General features: G+C 46.1%; 21 protein-coding genes. 12 read left to right on the forward strand and 9 right to left on the reverse strand.

Going from position 1 to position 19028, the window contains the following annotated elements; translation table 11 throughout:
• Window positions 1–8: 8 nt before the first annotated feature.
• Both NYE43_RS04500 and NYE43_RS04505 read left to right on the forward strand, forming a co-directional pair.
• A complete protein-coding gene (locus NYE43_RS04500) occupies window positions 9–641 on the forward strand; it encodes an esterase/lipase family protein (RefSeq protein WP_341061071.1) in 633 nt (210 codons plus the stop codon).
• A 530-nt stretch (window positions 642–1171) separates the two neighbouring features.
• Window positions 1172–2260 (forward strand): acyltransferase family protein, encoded by a 1089-nt coding sequence (locus NYE43_RS04505; protein WP_341061072.1) that lies wholly within the window; start codon window positions 1172–1174, stop codon window positions 2258–2260.
• A 36-nt stretch (window positions 2261–2296) separates the two neighbouring features.
• On the opposite strand, the gene NYE43_RS04510 is transcribed toward NYE43_RS04505, so the two are convergent.
• Together NYE43_RS04510 and NYE43_RS04515 are read right to left on the reverse strand one after the other, a co-directional pair.
• On the reverse strand, window positions 2297–2914 hold the full coding sequence (locus NYE43_RS04510) for a TetR/AcrR family transcriptional regulator (protein WP_024120634.1): 618 nt from the start codon (window positions 2912–2914) through the stop codon (window positions 2297–2299).
• Complete coding sequence (locus NYE43_RS04515) at window positions 2880–4133, reverse strand: MFS transporter (protein WP_024120635.1); 1254 nt, start codon at window positions 4131–4133, stop codon at window positions 2880–2882. Before NYE43_RS04515 ends, NYE43_RS04510 begins: the two co-directional genes overlap by 35 nt.
• Window positions 4134–4261: 128 nt before the next feature.
• On the opposite strand from NYE43_RS04515, the gene bstA reads away from it, so the two are divergent.
• Window positions 4262–4798 (forward strand): bacillithiol transferase BstA, encoded by a 537-nt coding sequence (gene bstA, locus NYE43_RS04520; RefSeq protein ID WP_024120636.1) that lies wholly within the window; start codon window positions 4262–4264, stop codon window positions 4796–4798.
• Here bstA and NYE43_RS04525 read toward each other — a convergent pair.
• Window positions 4795–6351 carry an MFS transporter gene (locus NYE43_RS04525; protein ID WP_024120637.1) on the reverse strand — a complete coding sequence of 519 codons (1557 nt, stop codon included), beginning with the start codon at window positions 6349–6351 and terminating at the stop codon, window positions 4795–4797. The genes bstA and NYE43_RS04525 overlap by 4 nt on opposite strands.
• A gap of 112 nt (window positions 6352–6463) precedes the next feature.
• Window positions 6464–6946: a MarR family transcriptional regulator gene (locus NYE43_RS04530; protein WP_024120638.1), complete on the reverse strand. Its 483-nt coding sequence runs from the start codon at window positions 6944–6946 to the stop codon at window positions 6464–6466.
• Between the two features lie 172 nt (window positions 6947–7118).
• On the opposite strand from NYE43_RS04530, the gene mprF reads away from it, so the two are divergent.
• The gene (mprF, locus tag NYE43_RS04535; RefSeq protein ID WP_326323666.1) at window positions 7119–9689 is read left to right on the forward strand and encodes a bifunctional lysylphosphatidylglycerol flippase/synthetase MprF; all 2571 of its coding nucleotides are present in this window, start codon (window positions 7119–7121) and stop codon (window positions 9687–9689) included.
• Between the two features lie 19 nt (window positions 9690–9708).
• On the opposite strand, the gene NYE43_RS04540 is transcribed toward mprF, so the two are convergent.
• Window positions 9709–10686: an ABC transporter substrate-binding protein gene (locus NYE43_RS04540; RefSeq protein WP_101860268.1), complete on the reverse strand. Its 978-nt coding sequence runs from the start codon at window positions 10684–10686 to the stop codon at window positions 9709–9711.
• 156 nt (window positions 10687–10842) lie between these two features.
• On the opposite strand from NYE43_RS04540, the gene NYE43_RS04545 reads away from it, so the two are divergent.
• The 4 genes from NYE43_RS04545 to NYE43_RS04560 all read left to right on the forward strand — a co-directional run bounded on the left by NYE43_RS04545 (window position 10843) and on the right by NYE43_RS04560 (window position 14537).
• Window positions 10843–11844 carry a FecCD family ABC transporter permease gene (locus NYE43_RS04545; protein ID WP_095714809.1) on the forward strand — a complete coding sequence of 334 codons (1002 nt, stop codon included), beginning with the start codon at window positions 10843–10845 and terminating at the stop codon, window positions 11842–11844.
• Window positions 11841–12872 carry a FecCD family ABC transporter permease gene (locus NYE43_RS04550; RefSeq protein WP_024120642.1) on the forward strand — a complete coding sequence of 344 codons (1032 nt, stop codon included), beginning with the start codon at window positions 11841–11843 and terminating at the stop codon, window positions 12870–12872. Before NYE43_RS04545 ends, NYE43_RS04550 begins: the two co-directional genes overlap by 4 nt.
• Before the next feature lie 114 nt (window positions 12873–12986).
• A complete protein-coding gene (locus NYE43_RS04555) occupies window positions 12987–13865 on the forward strand; it encodes a PhzF family phenazine biosynthesis isomerase (protein ID WP_326323665.1) in 879 nt (292 codons plus the stop codon).
• An 87-nt stretch (window positions 13866–13952) separates the two neighbouring features.
• Window positions 13953–14537, forward strand: a complete 585-nt coding sequence (locus NYE43_RS04560) for a nitroreductase family protein (RefSeq protein WP_024120644.1) — start codon at window positions 13953–13955, stop codon at window positions 14535–14537.
• 38 nt (window positions 14538–14575) lie between these two features.
• On the opposite strand, the gene NYE43_RS04565 is transcribed toward NYE43_RS04560, so the two are convergent.
• From NYE43_RS04565 to NYE43_RS04575, 3 genes are all read right to left on the reverse strand, one after another.
• Window positions 14576–14767, reverse strand: a complete 192-nt coding sequence (locus NYE43_RS04565; RefSeq protein WP_044163723.1) for a YfhD family protein — start codon at window positions 14765–14767, stop codon at window positions 14576–14578.
• Window positions 14768–14832: 65 nt separating this feature from the next.
• On the reverse strand, window positions 14833–14943 hold the full coding sequence (locus NYE43_RS04570; RefSeq protein ID WP_010333447.1) for a YfhE family protein: 111 nt from the start codon (window positions 14941–14943) through the stop codon (window positions 14833–14835).
• A gap of 53 nt (window positions 14944–14996) precedes the next feature.
• On the reverse strand, window positions 14997–15908 hold the full coding sequence (locus tag NYE43_RS04575) for a TIGR01777 family oxidoreductase (protein ID WP_095714806.1): 912 nt from the start codon (window positions 15906–15908) through the stop codon (window positions 14997–14999).
• Window positions 15909–15996: 88 nt separating this feature from the next.
• Between NYE43_RS04575 and recX the strand changes: the two genes are divergently transcribed.
• The 3 genes from recX to NYE43_RS04590 all read left to right on the forward strand — a co-directional run bounded on the left by recX (window position 15997) and on the right by NYE43_RS04590 (window position 18445).
• Window positions 15997–16788, forward strand: coding sequence for a recombination regulator RecX (gene recX / locus NYE43_RS04580; RefSeq protein WP_326323664.1), 792 nt, complete (start codon window positions 15997–15999; stop codon window positions 16786–16788).
• 6 nt (window positions 16789–16794) lie between these two features.
• Window positions 16795–17115 (forward strand): YfhH family protein, encoded by a 321-nt coding sequence (locus tag NYE43_RS04585; protein ID WP_024120648.1) that lies wholly within the window; start codon window positions 16795–16797, stop codon window positions 17113–17115.
• A gap of 136 nt (window positions 17116–17251) precedes the next feature.
• Window positions 17252–18445 carry an MFS transporter gene (locus tag NYE43_RS04590; RefSeq protein WP_326323663.1) on the forward strand — a complete coding sequence of 398 codons (1194 nt, stop codon included), beginning with the start codon at window positions 17252–17254 and terminating at the stop codon, window positions 18443–18445.
• 32 nt (window positions 18446–18477) lie between these two features.
• Here NYE43_RS04590 and NYE43_RS04595 read toward each other — a convergent pair whose 3' ends face one another.
• A complete protein-coding gene (locus tag NYE43_RS04595) occupies window positions 18478–18630 on the reverse strand; it encodes a small, acid-soluble spore protein K (RefSeq protein ID WP_010333452.1) in 153 nt (50 codons plus the stop codon).
• Between the two features lie 124 nt (window positions 18631–18754).
• Between NYE43_RS04595 and NYE43_RS04600 the strand changes: the two genes are divergently transcribed.
• Window positions 18755–19024, forward strand: a complete 270-nt coding sequence (locus tag NYE43_RS04600) for a YfhJ family protein (protein WP_024120650.1) — start codon at window positions 18755–18757, stop codon at window positions 19022–19024.
• Window positions 19025–19028 lie beyond the last annotated feature (4 nt).

Genomic DNA, 19028 nt, shown 5'->3' on the forward strand with positions numbered 1-19028 from the left:
AACGTCAAATGAAAAGATTACTTATTGCATCAACTATTTGTCTATCAATAATTTTGTCTATTCTAGCAGCTCCGCCTTCAAGTGCAAAGGCAGAAACAGCACATAACCCTGTTGTTCTTGTTCATGGGATTAGCGGTGCATCATACAATTTTTTTGCTATTAAAAATTACTTAATCTCTCAGGGCTGGCAAAGCAATAAACTGTATGCGATTGATTTTTATGATAAGACAGGGAATAACCTAAATAACGGACCGCAGCTTGCAGCATATATTGATCGTGTTTTAAAAGAAACAGGAGCAAAAAAAGTAGATATTGTGGCTCATAGCATGGGAGGAGCCAATACGCTGTATGCTATAAAATATTTAGGCGGGGGCAATAAGATTCAAAATGTTGTCACGCTCGGAGGGGCTAATGGTTTAGTGTCATCTGTTGCGCTGCCGGGTACAGATCCTAATCAAAAGATCCTCTATACATCGATCTACAGTCTGAATGATGAAATTGTCATCAATAGCTTGTCTCGATTACAAGGAGCCAGAAACATCCAACTGTATGGCATTGGACATATTGGATTGCTTTCTAATAGCCAAGTCAACGCCTATATCAAAGAAGGATTGAATGGCGGAGGATTAAATACGAACTGATGCTTCAAAGATATGCGGCTATGTTAAAACCTGCTGTTTGGTTACAGCAGGTTTTTTGTTTTCTGACAGGTTGAAAAGAGCAGAAAGTCAGAACGAACACGGACCTTTTTGTAAGTTCTAATACAGTTATTCAGCACTTCCCGAATGAACACTTCATTGCTGAAGGTTTTCGCAAATGCGGGAGCCACCGTCTTCGAGACAAATTGTCTCATCCGCAACGCCGGATTTTTTGGTAATTTCACTCGTGGATGCCGAGGCAAATCGCGGATTAGATTACTATCAAAAAGGCATTTTGTAATTTTGCGGAATCAAAAAAGTGAACAGGACACTGTTCCCGTGCGTCAAGCATAGCAGACCGGCTGTACGGGACAAATGGCTGAGGGCGGTATGCCAAAAAGTTATGGGTCTTTATGGGTCTTAGTCGTTCATGCATACTGAAAGATAAGAAATCAGGCACTTTTTTCAATTGAAGCAGGTGTGTTATGGTACAACCATCGATTTCTAAAAATTTGAAATAAAGGAGCGCTGTTATGCAAATCAAAGAAATTTTTGTGATCCGCTGCATTTCGTGCTTAAGTGTCGTTCTGCTCCATATCATTTCAATGGTCCTGATGCTTCAGGCGGAAGCACTTGCTGATATTTCTCACACGGTTGATTCTTTGCGTACACTCCTGATGTTCAGCACGCCTGCTTTCATTTTCATCTCTGAGTTTTTGCTGGCGCGTTCTTATCCTGACGGGGTGCCGGAGGGGTTTTTGAAGAAGAGAGGAAAAGTGATTTTTATTCCCTTTTTGTTTATCGCAGCCATTGATGCCTTGCTGATGGCCAGTGCAATGGGGGGAAAGCTGACTTTTCTGGCGTTTGTGCAGAAATATCTGGAAAACGTATTTTTAGGAAACTTTATCGGTTATTTCATTCTTGTCATCTTCCAATTTTATATCCTGCACATGCTCTTTCATGAGTATTTGAAAAAAGCATCGCCAAAATGGGTGCTGTCTGTTTCGTTTGTGGTGACAGCCGCTTATTTGGGCTATTTCTCAGCAGCCAGTCCGGCACCCGCTTCTGAACAAGGCGGTTCATTTCCGTTCTTCTGGGTTCCGTTTGCAGGCTGGATTTTCTACTTTTGTCTCGCTTATTACTGCGGAAAAGAGTACAAGCGGTTTTTAGCGCTGCTGAATCAATACCGCTGGGTGGTATACGGCGCTGCGGTCGGGTCCGCCGCGTTGGTTGTGGCTGTTTCTTATTTCGGAGAGGTCGGCATGATCAGCTCAAAGCGGCCTGACATCATGCTTTATTCAACAAGTATGATTTTCCTGTGCTTTCACCTGTTTTCTAACATAAAGCAGGTGCCGAAAATCATTATGTTTATCAGTAACTATTCCTTTTCGATTTATCTGCTGCACGCTTATTTTATGATCATTGGCTATGTTTTGCTGTTAAATATGCCAGACATTCCCGCCGTGCCGGCCGTTTTCTTGCTGTTTGCCGTCTGCACAGCGGGCCCGATCCTGACATCCTGGGCACTGAACAAGTTTAAATATGGATATTTGTTTGTAGGGAAAATCTATCAGCCGAAGAAGCGAAAAGTAAAAATGGAAGTGCGAGACCACGCAGGCTGAAAAATCACGGCAGGAGAAACGTTCCTGCCGTGATTTTTATGTTTGATTCACTTGCAATACTGTTTTTAAATACAGTTTAGCTGCTTCAGCCATTCCTGATACATCAGCTTTATCTTCATTGAAATAAAGCGCGTTCTGGATCATGCCATCGTTCACATTAAGAAAAAACTTAGTAATCGTCGCCAGAGGCTGCAGCGGCTGAAATTCACCTTGATCGATTCCTTTTTGCAAAAGCTTCGAAAACCTTGTCACAAAAAGATCATAACGCTTCTCCAAATACTCGCGCCGTTCTTCATTGCGCCAAGCAGTCACCAAATATTCAAATTGCACCGGCGCCAATGTATCCGCCGCTCCACGCAGGCCTTCAGTCAGTCCATCGAGGTAGCTGGTAATAGTATCCCAGACACTTCGGTTTTCAGCTGATTCATCCAGCTTTCGGAGCCCTTCATCGAGGCCGGCCTCAATGATGCGGCGAAACATCTCTTCTGTACTGGAAAAATAAAGATAGACGCCGCCCCTGCTGAAGCCCGATTCCTCCACAACGTCCTTCATTGTCGTTAATTCAAATCCTTTTCGTTTAAAAACGGTTTTGGCGGCTTCTAAAATCTCCGCTTGCCGTTTATCTTTGTGCTCCTTTGTTACTTTCGGTGACAAAATATCGCCTGCTTTCTGCCATTTTCTTACCTATAAGTGTAGTCAATCCGGCCGCAATCAGCAAGCAGCCGCAGATCAGAAAAGCAAGAGATACGCCGATCAATTCGGCCAGCACGCCCCCGCCCGCCATGCCGAGAATGGAGGCGAGAGTCGTCATGCTCTGAATAGCGCCAAACACTCTGCCGCTATAATCAACAGGCACGGACGTCTGAACAAGAATTTGAAACGGGATATGGACGAGGCCGAAAGCTGCTCCCATGATGAAAAAAGCGAAGGTAAAAAGTGCTGTGCCGACAATTCCGAGGCCTCCCAGAAATGGCACACATCCAGTTGCTATTCCAAGCAGACATGCCCCTAGTGTGAAATAAAGCAGATAAGAGGAAATTCGCCTTTTCCCTACAATGGCCGCCGTCAGCAGCATGCCGGCCCCGCTTACGGCCATGCACCATCCTGCAAGTTCGGGCGGCGCACCGGGAAAAGAGCGGATGAGAATAATAGCCTGTGAATCGCCTATCTGCAATATGAAGAGAACAAAGCAAGCCGTGAACAAGCCCGTCAATAGAAGAGGTGTCTGTTTCATAAATAGAAAACCTTCTTTTATAGAAGCAAGTGCTGATGTTTTGTCTTGAGGTGTATTGGGTGTTTGCTGAAACGCATCTCTCGGAAGCAAAAACAAAATGACAGCAGACAGAAGAAAAGCGCCCGCGTTGATGAAGAAAACGGAATGAATGGAGACTGCGGCGACCATTATGCCGCCAAGCGCGGGACCGAAAATTTTTGCAGTGTTATCGATGATGCTGCTGATAGAAACAGCCTGCTGAAGGAAAGCTTCTGATGTCAATTCCTTAAGCTTGCCGTTTTTAGAAGGTGAAAACAATGAAGAAAAACAGCTCTGAAGGCTGAGCAATACGTAAAGCTGCCAAAGCTCACTGACATAAACACAGCTGATAACGGTGAGGGTGCGGCCGATTTCAGACAGAAACATGATCATTTTTCTGTCAAATCGATCTGCAAGCACACCCGATACGGGACCGAGAACAATGACAGGCAGTGCAAATGACATCATTAAAAAAGACATATCCAGTGAAGAAGCATCCAGCTGAAAGGCGGCTAATGTTAAGACGGCCAAAATGTGCAGCCAGTCGCCAAGGGAAGAAATCGTTTGCGAGGCTAACAGCGTCATCAGCCCTTTATTTCTCCAAAACAATGATTGACCCATAGTTTTCTCCTCCTGCTCATAAAAGTGACACTAGTGTCGTTTTTATTGTATGGGAAAATAACACAATAAACAATGGTTTTCTTGTAAAATAATAAAGATTGAATAAAGCATTCAGGAGGGAGATGCACATGTCAACAGCCAATCTAAGCTATCCGATAGGAGAGTACAAACCTAGGAAATTCATATCAAACGAGCAGAAAGAAGAATGGATTCAAGTGCTGGAGGAAGTGCCGGCTAAGCTGAAGCAAGCCGTTGAGGGAATGACGGACAGCCAGCTTGATACACCGTACCGAGACGGCGGATGGACCGTCCGTCAAGTTGTTCATCATCTGGCTGACAGTCATATGAACAGCTATATCCGTTTTAAATTAAGCTTGACAGAAGAGACGCCGGCCATCCGTCCGTATGATGAAAAAGCATGGTCGGAGCTTGAAGACTCCAAAACAGCGGAGCCGAGCGGTTCACTCGCGCTTTTGCAGGAGCTTCACGGAAGATGGACGGCTCTTCTCCGCACTCTGACGGATCAGCAATTTCAGCGCGGATTTTACCATCCCGATACAAAAGAGATCATTACCCTAGAGAACGCGCTCGGGCTGTATGTCTGGCACTCACATCACCATATCGCTCATATTACGGAGCTTTCCAAACGGATGGGGTGGTCTTAACGCTTTTGCCGGCGGAAAGCCGGGAGACTGATTGCTGCAATCACCAGCAGAGAAATCACAGCCGCCGCCGCATATAAATGATCATAGCCGCTGGCAACACTGGCATGAATGGCATCGCTTATCGCAGTTTTGACTTCAGGCACAGGAATGCGTTCGATCTGTTCTTGTAAAGAAGAAACATCTGAACTGTCGATCTCGGGAATCATCTGCATAGCCTTCCCTGACTGTCCGCTGTCCGATAAGCGGCTGCTGATTTCATCGCCGATTTGGTCAAACCCTGCTGTGATAAAACCTGCATAAAGAGTAGGCGCCAATGTCAGTCCGATTTGCCTTACTAATGAAAGCGTGCCGAGCGCCGTGCCCTTATTCGCTTTAGCTGCTTCTGATACAAGAACATTCAGCGGAGCGCCTAGCAGAAAGCCAAAACCGATGCCGGCCGCCACGCTTGCAATGACAAACTCCCATTTTTCCGTCACCCAAAGCGGAAATAAAGCAAATCCCGCACATGAAATAATTCCTGAAAGCACAACAGTTTTCACCGGTCCTTTTTTGTCGGTGAGCGCTCCGCCAAGCCAAGCGCCGATTCCGGAAGCTAAGGCAAGAGGTGTCATCCAATAGCCCGCTTTTGCGGCAGGAACGCCTAAATATTGCTCAACATATGACGGAATAAAAATAACCGCCGCCAACAGGCCCCCGGATAATAAACCGATGATAAGCGTTCGCTGAAACAGGTGATTCCGAAGTAAAGAATACGCCAGAATGGGATCGCCCCCGCGCATTTCCATCCGTTTCTCAAACCATACGAGCGCCGCAAAACAGAAAATACCGATTAGAATAAATCCATATACCTCAGGATCTCCCAGGCTTTTTAAGAGATTTGTTCCGTCAAGGTTTGTCATGCCGTACATTACAGCCAAAATTGACAAGGACAGAAGAAAAATTCCGGCCGTGTCGAGACGTTTGGCCTCCGGCGCTTTGGTTTCCACAATAAAAAATACACCGAAAACAACCAGCAGCACTGCAATCGGCAGGTTAATCAAAAACAGCCAATGCCATGACCCGGTCCAATCAAGCAGAAAGCTTCCGATATTGGGTCCGAGCACAGCAGCCATCCCGTTCATCGCCCCTAGCAAACCAAGGGCCTTCCCTTGCTTTTCCTTTGGAAGTGTAGCAAGGACGTGAGAACTTCCGATGATGAAAATCCCGCCGCCTCCAAGCGCCTGAATCAGCCGTGAGATAAGAAAAAGCGGAAAGCTTTGGCTTAAAGCGACAAGCAAAGAACCAAGCCCGAAAAGGCCGACTTCAATAAGAAACAGCTTTTTTCTGCCGTATCGGTCGGAAAGCTTTCCGACGATCGGCACACTGACGCTGAGACCGAGCGTATAAAGCGTAATGCCCCACGAACCCCAAGACGGAGAAACGGCAAACGATTCGTTTATCGTGGTCAGCGCAGCGGAGATGATCCCGTTATCCAGCGCAGCCATAAACACACCGATGGTAAACAGGCTGATCGCCCACTTTTGGCTTTTTTGATCTGCCAATGCCTTATGCATATTCATCACTCCTTTTACTTCACTCAGAATATATTATTCATTTAAAATGAACTAAATGTCAAATAAAAAAAGTCTGCCTCCGCAGTTTGCGTGAGGACAGACTTCGCTGACATTATTCTTTTTTAGCCTGCTCCAGCGCTCTGGAAAGAACAGAAAGCCCTTTGGAAACAGCTTGCTTTTCATCAGGAGACAGTATCTCCAAGGAACGCTTCAATTTCATATGGCCCTTTTGATAAAGTCCGCGAAAAATATTTTTCGCATTCTCCGTTAAATGAACAACCACTGAACGGCGGTCCTCTTCAGAGTGTGATCGTTTAACAAAGCCGGACTTCTCAAGGCGGTCAAGCAGCCCGGTTGTATTTGACAGGGAAGCCCCCATTTTCTCTGCAATTTCACTGACCTTCAGCGTTCCGTGATTGTTTAAAAGCATGAGCACTTTCATTTGCGGCATGCTCATATCCAGCTTCATCCACTCAGACACATCACCGAGCCCGGCAGATGTTAAGACTTTCATATAAAGCACCCAAATTTCACGTTCCTCAGATGAAAGAATATTTTCGTTTAATACTGTTGTATCATGTAAGTTATATTCCATTTGATCACTTCCTCGTCATTCGCTCCTCTTACCATATTACTCGATTTTAACTGCTGAAAGAAAGTCAGCATAAACCGCAGATGAGACTTTGTCCGAAAAATAGCGGTAGTGTATAATGAGTTGGAGATTATTGGGGAAAGAAATATCGAACTGTATATGATTGGAGAGACCATTGCTGATTAAAAAGAATGCTTTATCAATTTTAAAAATCGTTTTTCCTGTTGCTGTTTTACTATTTGTGTTTTATCAGTCGAAAAAAGAATTGACAAACCTGTCATTCAAACGAACGCTTATGGTTATCAACGGGCTGGAGCGCACGGACTTATTCATCCTTGTATTGATCGGCTTGCTGGCTGTTGCGGCTATGTCGCTGTATGATTACGTCCTGAAATACTCGCTGCGCCTTTCGATCACAAACGGAAAGGTATTCAGGGTTTCCTGGATCGCCAATTCATTTAATAATGTGCTCGGGTTCGGCGGTTTAGCCGGTGTCGGGTTAAGAATGATGTTCTATAAGGAGCATACGAAAGACCATAAGGCGCTCGTGAAAGGAATCGCCTGGCTTACGTCATCTATGCTGCTCGGGCTATCTGTTTTCAGCATTTTCGTCGCAGCGCGGGTGCTGCCAGTGGATGAAGTGATCCATGAAAAGCCTTGGCTGTGGGCAGTCGTTATCGGTTTCGCGCTGATTTTGCCGTTATCCTTGGCGGTGGCCAAAATAAAAGGCCGCAAAGCCGGAGACGAAGAAAATGAGGATAAAGTGAAAAATCCGATTTTTGCTTATATCGGCGCTTCCGTTGCCGAATGGCTCATGGCTGGAGTCGTCATCTATTTTGCTTTGTTCGCCATGGGCATTCATGCTGATATCCGGTATGTGTTCGGGGTGTTCGTCATTGCGGCGATCGGCGGGATGATCAGCCTCGTGCCGGGCGGTTTCGGCTCGTTCGACCTTTTGTTTTTGCTCGGTATGGAGCAGCTTGGCTATCATCAGGAAGCCATTGTTACGTCAATCGTTTTGTACAGGCTCGCCTATTCATTTATTCCATTTGTTTTGGGGCTGTTCTTTGCTGCCGGCGACCTGACCGAAAATACAATGAAACGGCTCGAAACGAACCCGCGCATCGCACCGGCAATTGAGACAACAAACGTTCTGCTTGTCGTTCAGCGGGCGATATTAGTGAGAATTTTACAAGGCTCGCTTTCGCTGATTGTATTTGTTGCCGGTCTGATTGTCCTGGCTTCAGTCTCCTTGCCGATTGACAGGCTGACCGTCATACCGCACATTCCGCGCCCGGCTCTTTTGCTGTTCAACGGACTGTCCTTAAGTTCAGCGCTCATTCTGCTGATTTTGCCGATCGAGCTTTATAAACGGACAAAACGCTCCTATACGATGGCGATTACAGCGCTTGTCGGCGGTTTTGTATTCAGCTTCTTAAAAGGACTGAACATCAGTGCAATATTCGTACTGCCGATGATTATCGTATTGCTCGTGCTCTTGAAAAAACAATTTGTTCGGGAACAGGCATCCTATACGCTTGGACAAATGATATTTGCTGTGGCGTTGTTTACCGTGGCGCTCTTTAACTACAATCTGATCGCGGGCTTTATTTGGGATCGGATGAAGAAGGTGATGCACCACGAATATTTCGTCCACAGCACTTCGCATATCACCCATGCAACCATCATGGCGAACGTCATTGTGCCGCTGTTCTTCTTCATATTTACAGTGGTGTATCATAATAGAACGAAACCAATCGGAGAGAAAGCTGACCCTGATCGTCTTGCTGCGTTTCTCAATGAAAAAGGCGGCAACGCGCTCAGCCATCTCGGCTTTCTGGGGGATAAGCGGTTTTATTTCTCAAGCGACGGCAATGCATTGCTTCTGTTTGGGAAAATTGCAAGACGGCTGGTCGTGCTCGGCGATCCGTCAGGCCAAAGAGAATCGTTCCCGCTCGTGCTCGAAGAATTTCTGAACGAAGCGCATCAAAAGGGTTTCAGCGTTTTGTTTTATCAAATTGAACGAGAGGACATGGCGCTGTACCACGATTTTGGCTATAACTTTTTTAAACTTGGCGAGGAAGCCTATGTGGACTTAAACACGTTTACCATATCAGGGAAGAAAAAAGCAGGCCTGCGGGCAATCAATAACCGGTTTGAACGGGAGGAATATACTTTCCATGTTGATCATCCTCCATTTTCAGAAGCGTTTTTAGAAGAGCTCAAACAAATCTCCGATGAATGGCTCGGCTCGAAAAAGGAGAAGGGCTTTTCGCTCGGGTTCTTTGACCCGTCATATTTACAGAGAGCACCGATCGCCTATATGAAAAATGCCGAAGGGGACATTGTAGCTTTCGCCAATATCATGCCGATGTATCAGGAAGGCGAAATCTCGGTCGATCTGATGCGCTATCGCAGCGACGCCCCGAACGGTATTATGGATGCATTGTTCATCCGCATGTTTTTATGGGCGAAGGAGGAGGGGTGCACGTCATTTAACATGGGCATGGCGCCCTTGGCCAATGTCGGCACGGCCTTTACATCCTTCTGGTCAGAGCGCTTCGCGGCTGTCATTTTTAATAATGTTCGGTACATGTACAGTTTCAGCGGGCTACGAGCATTTAAAGAAAAATACAAACCCGAATGGCGCGGAAAATACTTGGCGTATCGGAAAAACAGATCTCTTTCTGTCACCATGTTCCTCGTCACGCGTCTGATCGGCAAAAGCAAAAAAGACTCCGTCTAAACAGACGGAGTTCTTTTTTTTATTTAGACTTTAAGAAATACGTTTCAATATCGTCAAGCAGATAGTTTGCGGCTTTGATTCCGCCTGCGGTTGTCCACACGACGTCATCGACCTCATGGGCGTTCCCTGATTTCACAGCCTTGAGGTTTTTCCATAGTGAACTGCTCGTCCACTGATTGGCCCATTTCTCATTATCTTTTGCATTATCGGCTTTATAAGTGAAATAAAAAAGCACATCGCCATCCATATCAGGAATGGATTCTTTGCTGTCTGTTGAGAACGTGAATTGGTCCTTTTGTTTCTTGAATAGTTCCACTTGCTTTTCAGGACGTTTAAAACCAAGCTGGTCTAAAATAATGCCAGAGAATGAATCCTTATAATAGATTCTCGACTCGCCGGACAGAAAGCGTACAACAGACACGGTTTTGTTTGTCTGATCGCCAAGCTTATCTTTCATATCGGCAACGCGCTTATCAAAATTGGCAATGACTTCTTTGCCTTTGTCCGCCTTATTCACCGCGTCGGCATAAAGAGTCAGGTTATCCTTCCAGTTCCCGGCTAAAGATTCAGCGAAAACCGTCGGCGCAATCGCATTTAACTGATCATAAATCTTTTCTTGGCGCACTTTATTTCCAATAATCAAATCAGGCTTTAATTCCGCGATGGCTTCCACATTCGGTTCAGTTTCTAGCCCGACGTTTTTAACACCCTCCATATCGTCTTTCAGGTAGTCATACCACGGGTCGCCCTTCCATGACTTCACGGCCCCGACAGGTTTAATGCCAAGCGCTAAAAGCGCCTCTGTTCCTTCATTTGTTAAGACAACAATCCGTTTTGGATGGGCTGGAATGTTGTCTGATGTCCCCATTGCATGTTTAACCGTTCTTGTTTTGCTGCTTGACCCCTCGCTGTTACTTGAACTTTCTGAACTATTACAGGCAGAAAGCACCATAACGGCCATAAGTAATGCAAATAGCATGCTGATATGCTTTTTCATCTTTTTCCTCCCAATATTGAAATTCATTATCATTTAGATCATAATAAGCAGTGGTGAGAGTGTCAATCATTAATTGAGGATGATTCTCAAAAACAATCAATTTACTGCAGTCATGATCAAGAATGTTACATAGTAAATCACTAGGAGAATTGGATGATGATCTTCAAAAAGGCTTATTCGAAATGGATTTTGTTATTATGTCTGCTTTTCGTTTTGCTGGCGGCTGTCTGCGCAAGTGTCATATACGGCTATACCGGTACGTCATGGGGACAGGTCTATCAAGCGTTTACATCTTTTAATGGATCAAATGAGCAAGTCATCATTAAAGACGTCCGGCTCCCGCGCGCCTTGGTTGCCACGGTCGTCGGCGCTTCCCTTGCGGCTGCAGGCGCTCTGATGCAGGCGCTGACAAAAAACCCGCTAGCATCACCAGGGATTTTCGGAATCAACGCAGGGGCCGGCTTTTTTATTGTTGCCGGATCATTTTTTCTGCATATTCAATCACCCCAAGCGCTTGTATGGAGCTCGTTTCTCGGTGCTTCCTTTACCGCCGCGATTGTCTATGCCGCAGGTTCGCTTGGAAGGGAAGGGCTCACGCCGATCAAATTGACGCTGGCTGGAGCAGCCATGGCGGCAATGTTTTCTTCGCTGACACAAGGCATGCTTTCCGTCAATGAACTCGAGCTGGCTCAGGTGCTATTTTGGCTGACGGGCTCTGTGCAGGGCAGGAGTCTCGATTTGCTGATGACGATGCTTCCATATGCCGCGGCGGCGCTTTTGATCAGCTGTTTCCTCGGCCGAAAAATTAATCTTCTTGTCATGGGAGAAGATGTTGCCAAAGGACTTGGTCAAAAAACGGGACTGCTGAAATTCGCTATGGCACTATGCATTGTCCTGCTTGCCGGTTCGGCTGTCGCCATTGCCGGGCCGATTTCCTTTATCGGCATCATCATCCCGCACTTTGCCCGCTTTATCATCGGCAATGATTATCGCTGGGTTCTGCCGTTTTCCGCTGTGTTGGGTGCGATTTTACTTGTTGCCGCGGACATCGGGGCACGATATATCATTATGCCTCAGGAAGTTCCTGTCGGAGTTATGACGGCGATTATCGGCATGCCAGTGTTTGTTTACATCGCAAGAAGGGGGGCGAATCTATGAAACTTCGTTTTGGCATTACAGCCGCTGAAAAGAAAGCATGGATTGTCTTTTTTGTTTTACTCGGTTTAACAGCGGCTGTGTTCATCATAAGCGCCGGTCTCGGACAGCGGTTCATTCCTCCTTGGGATGTGGCCAAAACATTTTTCGGTGCAGGTTCAAAGCTCGATGAAATGATGGTGATGTCGTTCCGCATGCCAAGAATTTTGACAGCTGTATGCGCCGGCGTTTGCTTGGCTGCGGCAGGCGCAATTTTGCAGGGGCTGGTCAGAAACCCTCTCGCATCCCCGGATATTATCGGAATCACGGGCGGAGCGGCTGTAGCTGTGGTGCTTGTCATGATGTTCTTCTCAGACCGAAGCGATTCACTGACGATCAGTCTGTCATGGCTTCCGGCTGCCGCATTTATCGGGGCATCAGTTGTTGGACTTATCGTTTATTTACTCGCATACAAAAATGGCGCCTCCACGTTTCGGCTGGTGCTGATCGGAATCGGATTTTCAATGTCTGCACAAGCGATGACCACATTGCTCATGATCAAAGGACCGATCTACAGGGCGTCCCAAGCCAATGTATACATAACAGGTTCGGTCTACGGATCTAACTGGCAGCATGTAAAAATAGCCGTGTTGCTGTCTGTCATTCTCTTATTCATTTGTTTTATCTGTCTTAAAAATATGAATATACAGATGCTCGGTGAAGATATTGCGGCAGGCGCGGGAAGCTCCGTGCAAAGAAACCGGTTCTTCCTCCTGCTGCTGAGTACGGCTCTTACGGGCTGTGCGGTTTCGGTTGCCGGAACGATTGGTTTTGTCGGTCTGATGGCGCCGCACATCGCAAGGCGTCTCGTCGGCTCGTCTTACGGTGCGCTGCTCCCGGCATCTGCACTGATCGGGGCTCTGCTCGTATTAGGAGCAGACATCATCGGCAGAACCTTATTTGCCCCGGTCGAAGTCCCGGCAGGCGTTTTTACAGCGGCGATCGGCGCCCCCTATTTTATTTATTTGCTCTATAAAACAAGAAATTCCTGATTGTAAGAACCCATTTTCTCTGCAAAGAAAATGGGTTTTTGATATTGACTGAAAATTCCCTCTAATATTTTGTTATACTGACAGAGACATTGATGTAGAAAGGATGGCAGGCGAATGAAAGCAGAGGTATTAAAATATGAAGCATTTACGGAAAATCCCGGCAAAGGAAACCCAGCGGGTGTGGTATTGCACGGGGACCATTACACAGAAGAAGAAATGCAGAGAATAGCTGAAATCGCAGGATATTCAGAAACCTCCTTTATTCGGAACAGCGAGGCGGCTGATCTTGAACTCCGTTACTTCACTCCTGGACACGAAATGAATTTATGCGGACATGCGACGGTCGCTTCCCTATACGCATTATGTGAAAAAGGAAGGCTGGAGATTGGTAAAACGTACAGCATCCAGACAAAAACCGGTATCCTGCCAGCAAACATTTCTGAAAAAGAGGGTCGCATCCATATCACGCTGGAACAGGCTGCTCCGAAATTCAAACCATTTACGGGCGACCGGGAAAGGCTCGCGGACGCATTGGGAATTACGGCGGAGGACTTTCATGAGGACCTTCCAATTGTTTTTGGCAGTACAGGCATATGGACTGCAATCGTTCCGCTCAAATCATTAGAAGCCTCTAAAAAAATGGTGCCGAATAACAAACAATTTCCGGAAGTTCTAGTTGATCTGCCAAAAGCCTCAGTGCATCCGTTTACCTTTGAAACGATTCACTCTGACAGCGACCTGCACGGGCGCCACTTTTCGTCGCCGTATTCAGGAACAATAGAAGATCCCGTGACTGGCACAGCATCCGGTGTGATGGGAGCTTACATGCAGCAATACGGCCGGTCCGGGCAGCGTACATTCATCATTGAACAAGGACAGGAGATGGGGAAAGACGGAAGAGTGGAAATTGAAATAAATGGAGATAACGATCACATCAAAGTGAACATGACAGGGACTGCCGTTTACTCAGAAACTCGGATTCTTGAAATCTAATATGACTGACGGTTTACAAAAAGCTGCACTTTCCGTTATGATTATGATTGATAATCATTTTCAATTGGATAGAAAGGGTGAAGCGGTATGCCTCAAGCCGAACAGATAAATCAAGATTCAGCACTGCGGGATATCATACGCAGCAGAAGATCAATCCGTAAATTTAAACAAGATCCCGTACCTCCGGCTGTCATCCTTGACATGCTAGAAACGGCAAAATATGCGCCAAATCACAGAGTGACGGAGCCTTGGAGATTTATTTACGTTTCCAGTGAAACAGGAAAAGCAAGCTTGATTAAAACCTTTGCTTCATTTTCTAAAAAATCAAAGCCGGACATGACGGAAGAAAAACTCCAAAATTTCAAAAAGACACTCAGCCGTGTGCCTGGATTTCTGCTCGTTGTATTTCAGGAAGATGAGAACGAAAGAGCAAGAGATGATGATTTTGCGGCAACCAGCTCATTGATTCAAAATCTCCAGCTTCTTGCCTGGGAAAAAGGAATCGGCATGGTTTGGAAAAGCGGAAAGATCCTCTATGATAAAGACGTGCATCAAGCCTTCGGTTTACAGGATAACGAGCGCTTCGCCGCGATCATACAAACAGGCTATCCTGATGAAATGCCGGAAGTGAAAAAACGCACACCGATAAAGGAACGGTTCACCGAGCTGTAAAAAACCCCCTGTCTCAAGCAGAGACAAGGGGTTTTTCATTAACGTTTTTTGCTTTTCGCTCTGCTGTCGGCCGCTTTTGCGCGCTCCTGCGCTTCGCGGTCATCCGCATCAGCGAGTTCGCTTGAATATTCCTCGTAAACGCCGTCAGTTTCTCGTTTTAACGCATCGGGAACCTGAGGAAGTTTTTGTTTGTTTTTATCACGGTTTTTGTGGATATGATTTCTGCCCATATCAAATTCCCCCTAAAAAGTGATATCAAACAAACATAGTATCTGCTTTCCGGCGCTATGTATCCCTACTTCCGCTTAGCAGCTTTTTCCGCCTTTTTAAATTCACTCGAATAAAGAACTTCCTGCATTTTCTTCAGGTTGGCTCCTTGCTGGTGCTTCTCCCTCTTCTTTTCCATAAAAGGACCTCCTTCAACCATGTTATTCTTAAGGTTGACGCTTCCTTCCGTTTTTATACAGCCTTTCGGTCCGTCAGCAGCTGCGAGAGGGCGAATTCAAGATCTGAATATGTAAAACGGAATCCGGACGTAATTGCTTTTTTCGGCAGAGCGCGCTGTCCTTTCACGATAAGCAGGCTCATTTCTCCCAATGCTTTTGATAAAAAGAATGCTGGAACGGGGAGCCAGTGGGGACGGTGTTTCACCCGTGCAATCGTTTTTCCGAACTGCTTCATTTCAACCGGATTAGGCGCTGTCACATTAACAGGACCTGAGACGCTGTCGTTTTCGATTGCATATACAATCAGCTGGGCGGCGTCCTCCACGTGAATCCAGGACAGCCACTGATTGCCCGTCCCGATCGTTCCGCCGGCCAGCAGCTTATATGGCAGAACCATCAGCGGGAGAGCGCCTTTTTCTCCGAGCATCACGCCAAATCTCGCGTAAACCGTTCGAATGCCCATCATTTCTATATTTTGCCCTTCCCGTTCCCACATATGTGCAGTGTGGCTGAGAAAATCCTCGTCCGACGTGGGGGAGTCTTCTGTAAAGGTTTTTTCAAGGCTAGTGCCGTAAATGCCCACTGCACTGGCTTGAATAAGCGCCTTCGGTTTTTCCGCCTGTTTATGAATAAGCCGCCGTACTTCCCGGGTTGCATCGATCCGGCTGGAGAGAATTTGCTGCTTCGTTTTTTCGTTCCAGCGGCCAAAAATTGATTTTCCCGCAAGATTTACCCAAACATCAATATGAGGAAGTTCTTGTTCAGGCGCAGCTTCTTCAGTCAGCCATTGGACATAACTGATATTTTTTTGTTCAGTTTTTGGCGCGTTTCTTGATAAAATATAAACATGATGTCCCTGGCGGGTGAGGACGCCAGTCAGATGCGTACCGAGAAAACCCGTTCCGCCAGTCATTGCAATATTCATAAACATCTCTCCTCATCGTTCTGATACCTATACTTTACCTCATTTTGATCATAGAAAACGCATTTGAGACCGGAGAAGGGAGATTAAGATGCCATTTATTACAAAGATTTCAGCGCAAAAGAAGAATACGGAACGCTTTAATATTTTTCTGGATGAAAAATATGCTTTCAGTGTTGACGCAGATGTGCTCGTGAAATTTGAGCTTACAAAGGGAAAAGAGCTTGATGACCTCGAGATCATTGAGATTCAATACGGAGATGAAGTGAAAAAAGGCTTCAACCGTGCGATTGATTTTTTATCCTATCGAATGCGGTCAACGAAAGAGGTAGAAGACTATTTAAAGAAAAAAGATACCTCGGCGCCCGTCATTGCGGAAGTGATTCATAAGCTGAACGATTACAACTATTTAAATGACCAAGAGTTTGCGGCGGCCTACGTGAGCACCCACAAAAAAACAAACGGAAAAGGGCCTGACGTTTTGTTCAGAGAGCTGAAAGCGAAGGGGATTGATGACGACACCATCAAAGATACACTGAGTTCTTTCTCCTTTGAAGAACAGACGGAAAAAGCAGTTAAGCATATCGAAAAGCTTCTGAAGAAAGACAAGAAACTCTCTTCAAAAGAAATCAAACAGCGAGCACAGATGCAGCTGCAGCGCAAAGGCTTCTCATTTGATGTCATCTCTGCGGCGCTGGAGCAGATTGAATACGAAAATGACGAAGATACTGAAAAAGAAGCGCTGCGTCTTCATGCGGAAAAAGCGTTTAGAAAATACCGTTATGACGGCTCCTATGAATGTGCCATGAAGGTCAAACAATTTTTATTCAGAAAAGGATTCTCACTCGATTTAATCGAGCAATTTCTGCAGGAAGAGGAGTAGCTGAAAATGGAGAAACGATACAGTCAAATGACAACGCACGAACTCAATACAGAAATCGCAGGACTTTCTGAAAAAGCAAGAAAAGCGGAACAGCTTGGAATCATAAATGAACTGGCAGTGCTCGAACGGAAAATTGCCATGGCAAAGGCATACTTGCTGAACCCGGAGGACTTCTCGCCGGGAGAAACGTATGTTGTGGACGGCTCTGAGGATGAGTTTCGCATTAACTATTTAAATGGCGTTTTCGCTTGGGGATACAGAACATCGGCTCCCGATCAAGAAGAAGCGCTTCCAATCTCAGTATTACAGCAAAAGAAGCAGGGATAACCGAGAGGCTGAATATCAGCCTCTTTTTTATTTGAGCACACTCAAGGCGATTTTTAGAGGAAAAATGATTGAATTCACCCTGGATTTCTTTTAAGATGGAACTCGTTGTTTTTTCACATTAAAGGAGGCGATGACGTTGAGTATGAAAAACCCATCAGTAAAATTAATTATTTTTGTTCTAATGATCTGCACGTTTTCAATTGGATACACAGAATATGCGGTGATGGGTATTTTGACGTCGATTGCCGATGACTTTCATATACATGTTTCCTCTGCGGGACTCCTTGTCACCGCTTATGCGGCAAGCGTCTGTGTGACAGGCCCGCTCGTCACGATTGTTTCTGTTAAGCTCCCGAGAAAGCCGGTGCTTCTTGGATTGATGGGGATTTTCATCCTTTCCAACCTGATGAGCGCACTGGCACCGAATTTTGCGGTATTGGCGGTCTCAAGAATTTTATCGGCTTCCATTCACGGCGCTTTCTTTGCGATTGCGATGGTATTCGCTAGTGAAATGGTGCCGCCGGAAAAACGCGCCGCAGCCGCTGCGTCTATGAACGGCGGTTTAACAGTGGCTTTGATGCTGGGTGTTCCATTCGGTTCCTACTTGGGTGATGTCCTAAACTGGAGAGTCGTGTTTTCCATCATTACGGTGCTTGGAGTGATCGGATTTGTAGGCCTGATGGCTACCGTGCCGAACACAAAACCAAAAGTCATCCCGATGCTCATGAATGAGTGGGGAGTATTTAAACATAAACAGGTGCTGTACTCCTTTGCGATTACAATTTTAGGCTATTCAGGCGTATTTATCGCGTATACATTTATCGAACCGATTTTAAGAAATTCAGCAGGTTTCAGCACAGTCGGCATTACAGGTGCCCTCTTCGCCTATGGGTTGGGAGGGGTTGCGGGAAATTTCTTTGCGGGAAAAGTGCCGCTTCCTCTGCTGACCCGGACCATGATTGGCGTCATGATCGGTTTGATCGGCGTACTTGCGGTATTCCCGTACATCGCCGTTTATCCGGCCGCAGCCATTGTCGCGACTTTCTTATTTGGAGCTTGCGCATTCGGCACACCGCCTCTTTTGCAAACAAAGGTGCTTTCTTCAGCTGAGAACGGAACAACGATCGCCGCAGCTGTGAGCGTGTCTGCATTTAACCTGGCCAATGCGCTCGGCGCGTGGATCGGCGGCATCATTTTAAGCGGAACCGGCTCTTATTCCTGGCTGTTTGCGGGAGGAGCGCTGATGACCGCGTGCGGACTGGTGCTCTCAACATTTGCGCATCTGTCTGAAAAGAAAAGCGTCTATGAGTATCAAGTCAATAAAGGCTAAAAAACAGCTGCACATGTGCAGCTGTTCTTCTTTTATCGTTTGCCGGAGGCTCTCATTTTTTCCTGAGGATGCTGGTTGATTGACCCGTCAGGACGCTTTGAAGCATAGTCGTCCTTTGCTCTCGGTTCACCTTGAAACTTGTTTTCGTTTTCGTAAGGAAATCCTTTTTCTTTATTGCGGACCATGTCATATCCCCCTAGGTTCGAGATCAAAAAGTTGCGTCTTGCCAGATGAAGACGTAAGGTTAGTATATGGAGAACATGAAGTTTTAAAGCGTAATTTTTTTCCTGAAGGAAAGGAGACCACCAAATGAATACGTATATTGAGAAACTGACAAATCTGCTTCTGGAAAAAAACGATATGATCAGCTACATTCAGGCGAAAACATGGGTGGAATTGTTATGGAGCGACTTTGAAGCAACCTATGCAAAAGCCGGACACGCCTACCAAGGCGAAAAAATGACCGAAAAAATCGTCACACAGTGGATTGAGAACTATGGCGGCCAGCTCCACCTTTTCCAAAGCGGCCGTGAAGACGTGAATGATTACTTAAACCAAAGCAGAGGGCTTTTACATTAACACA

The organism is Bacillus sp. FSL R5-0434, from assembly GCF_038004745.1.
Taxonomy (GTDB): Bacteria; Bacillota; Bacilli; order Bacillales; family Bacillaceae; genus Bacillus; species Bacillus halotolerans.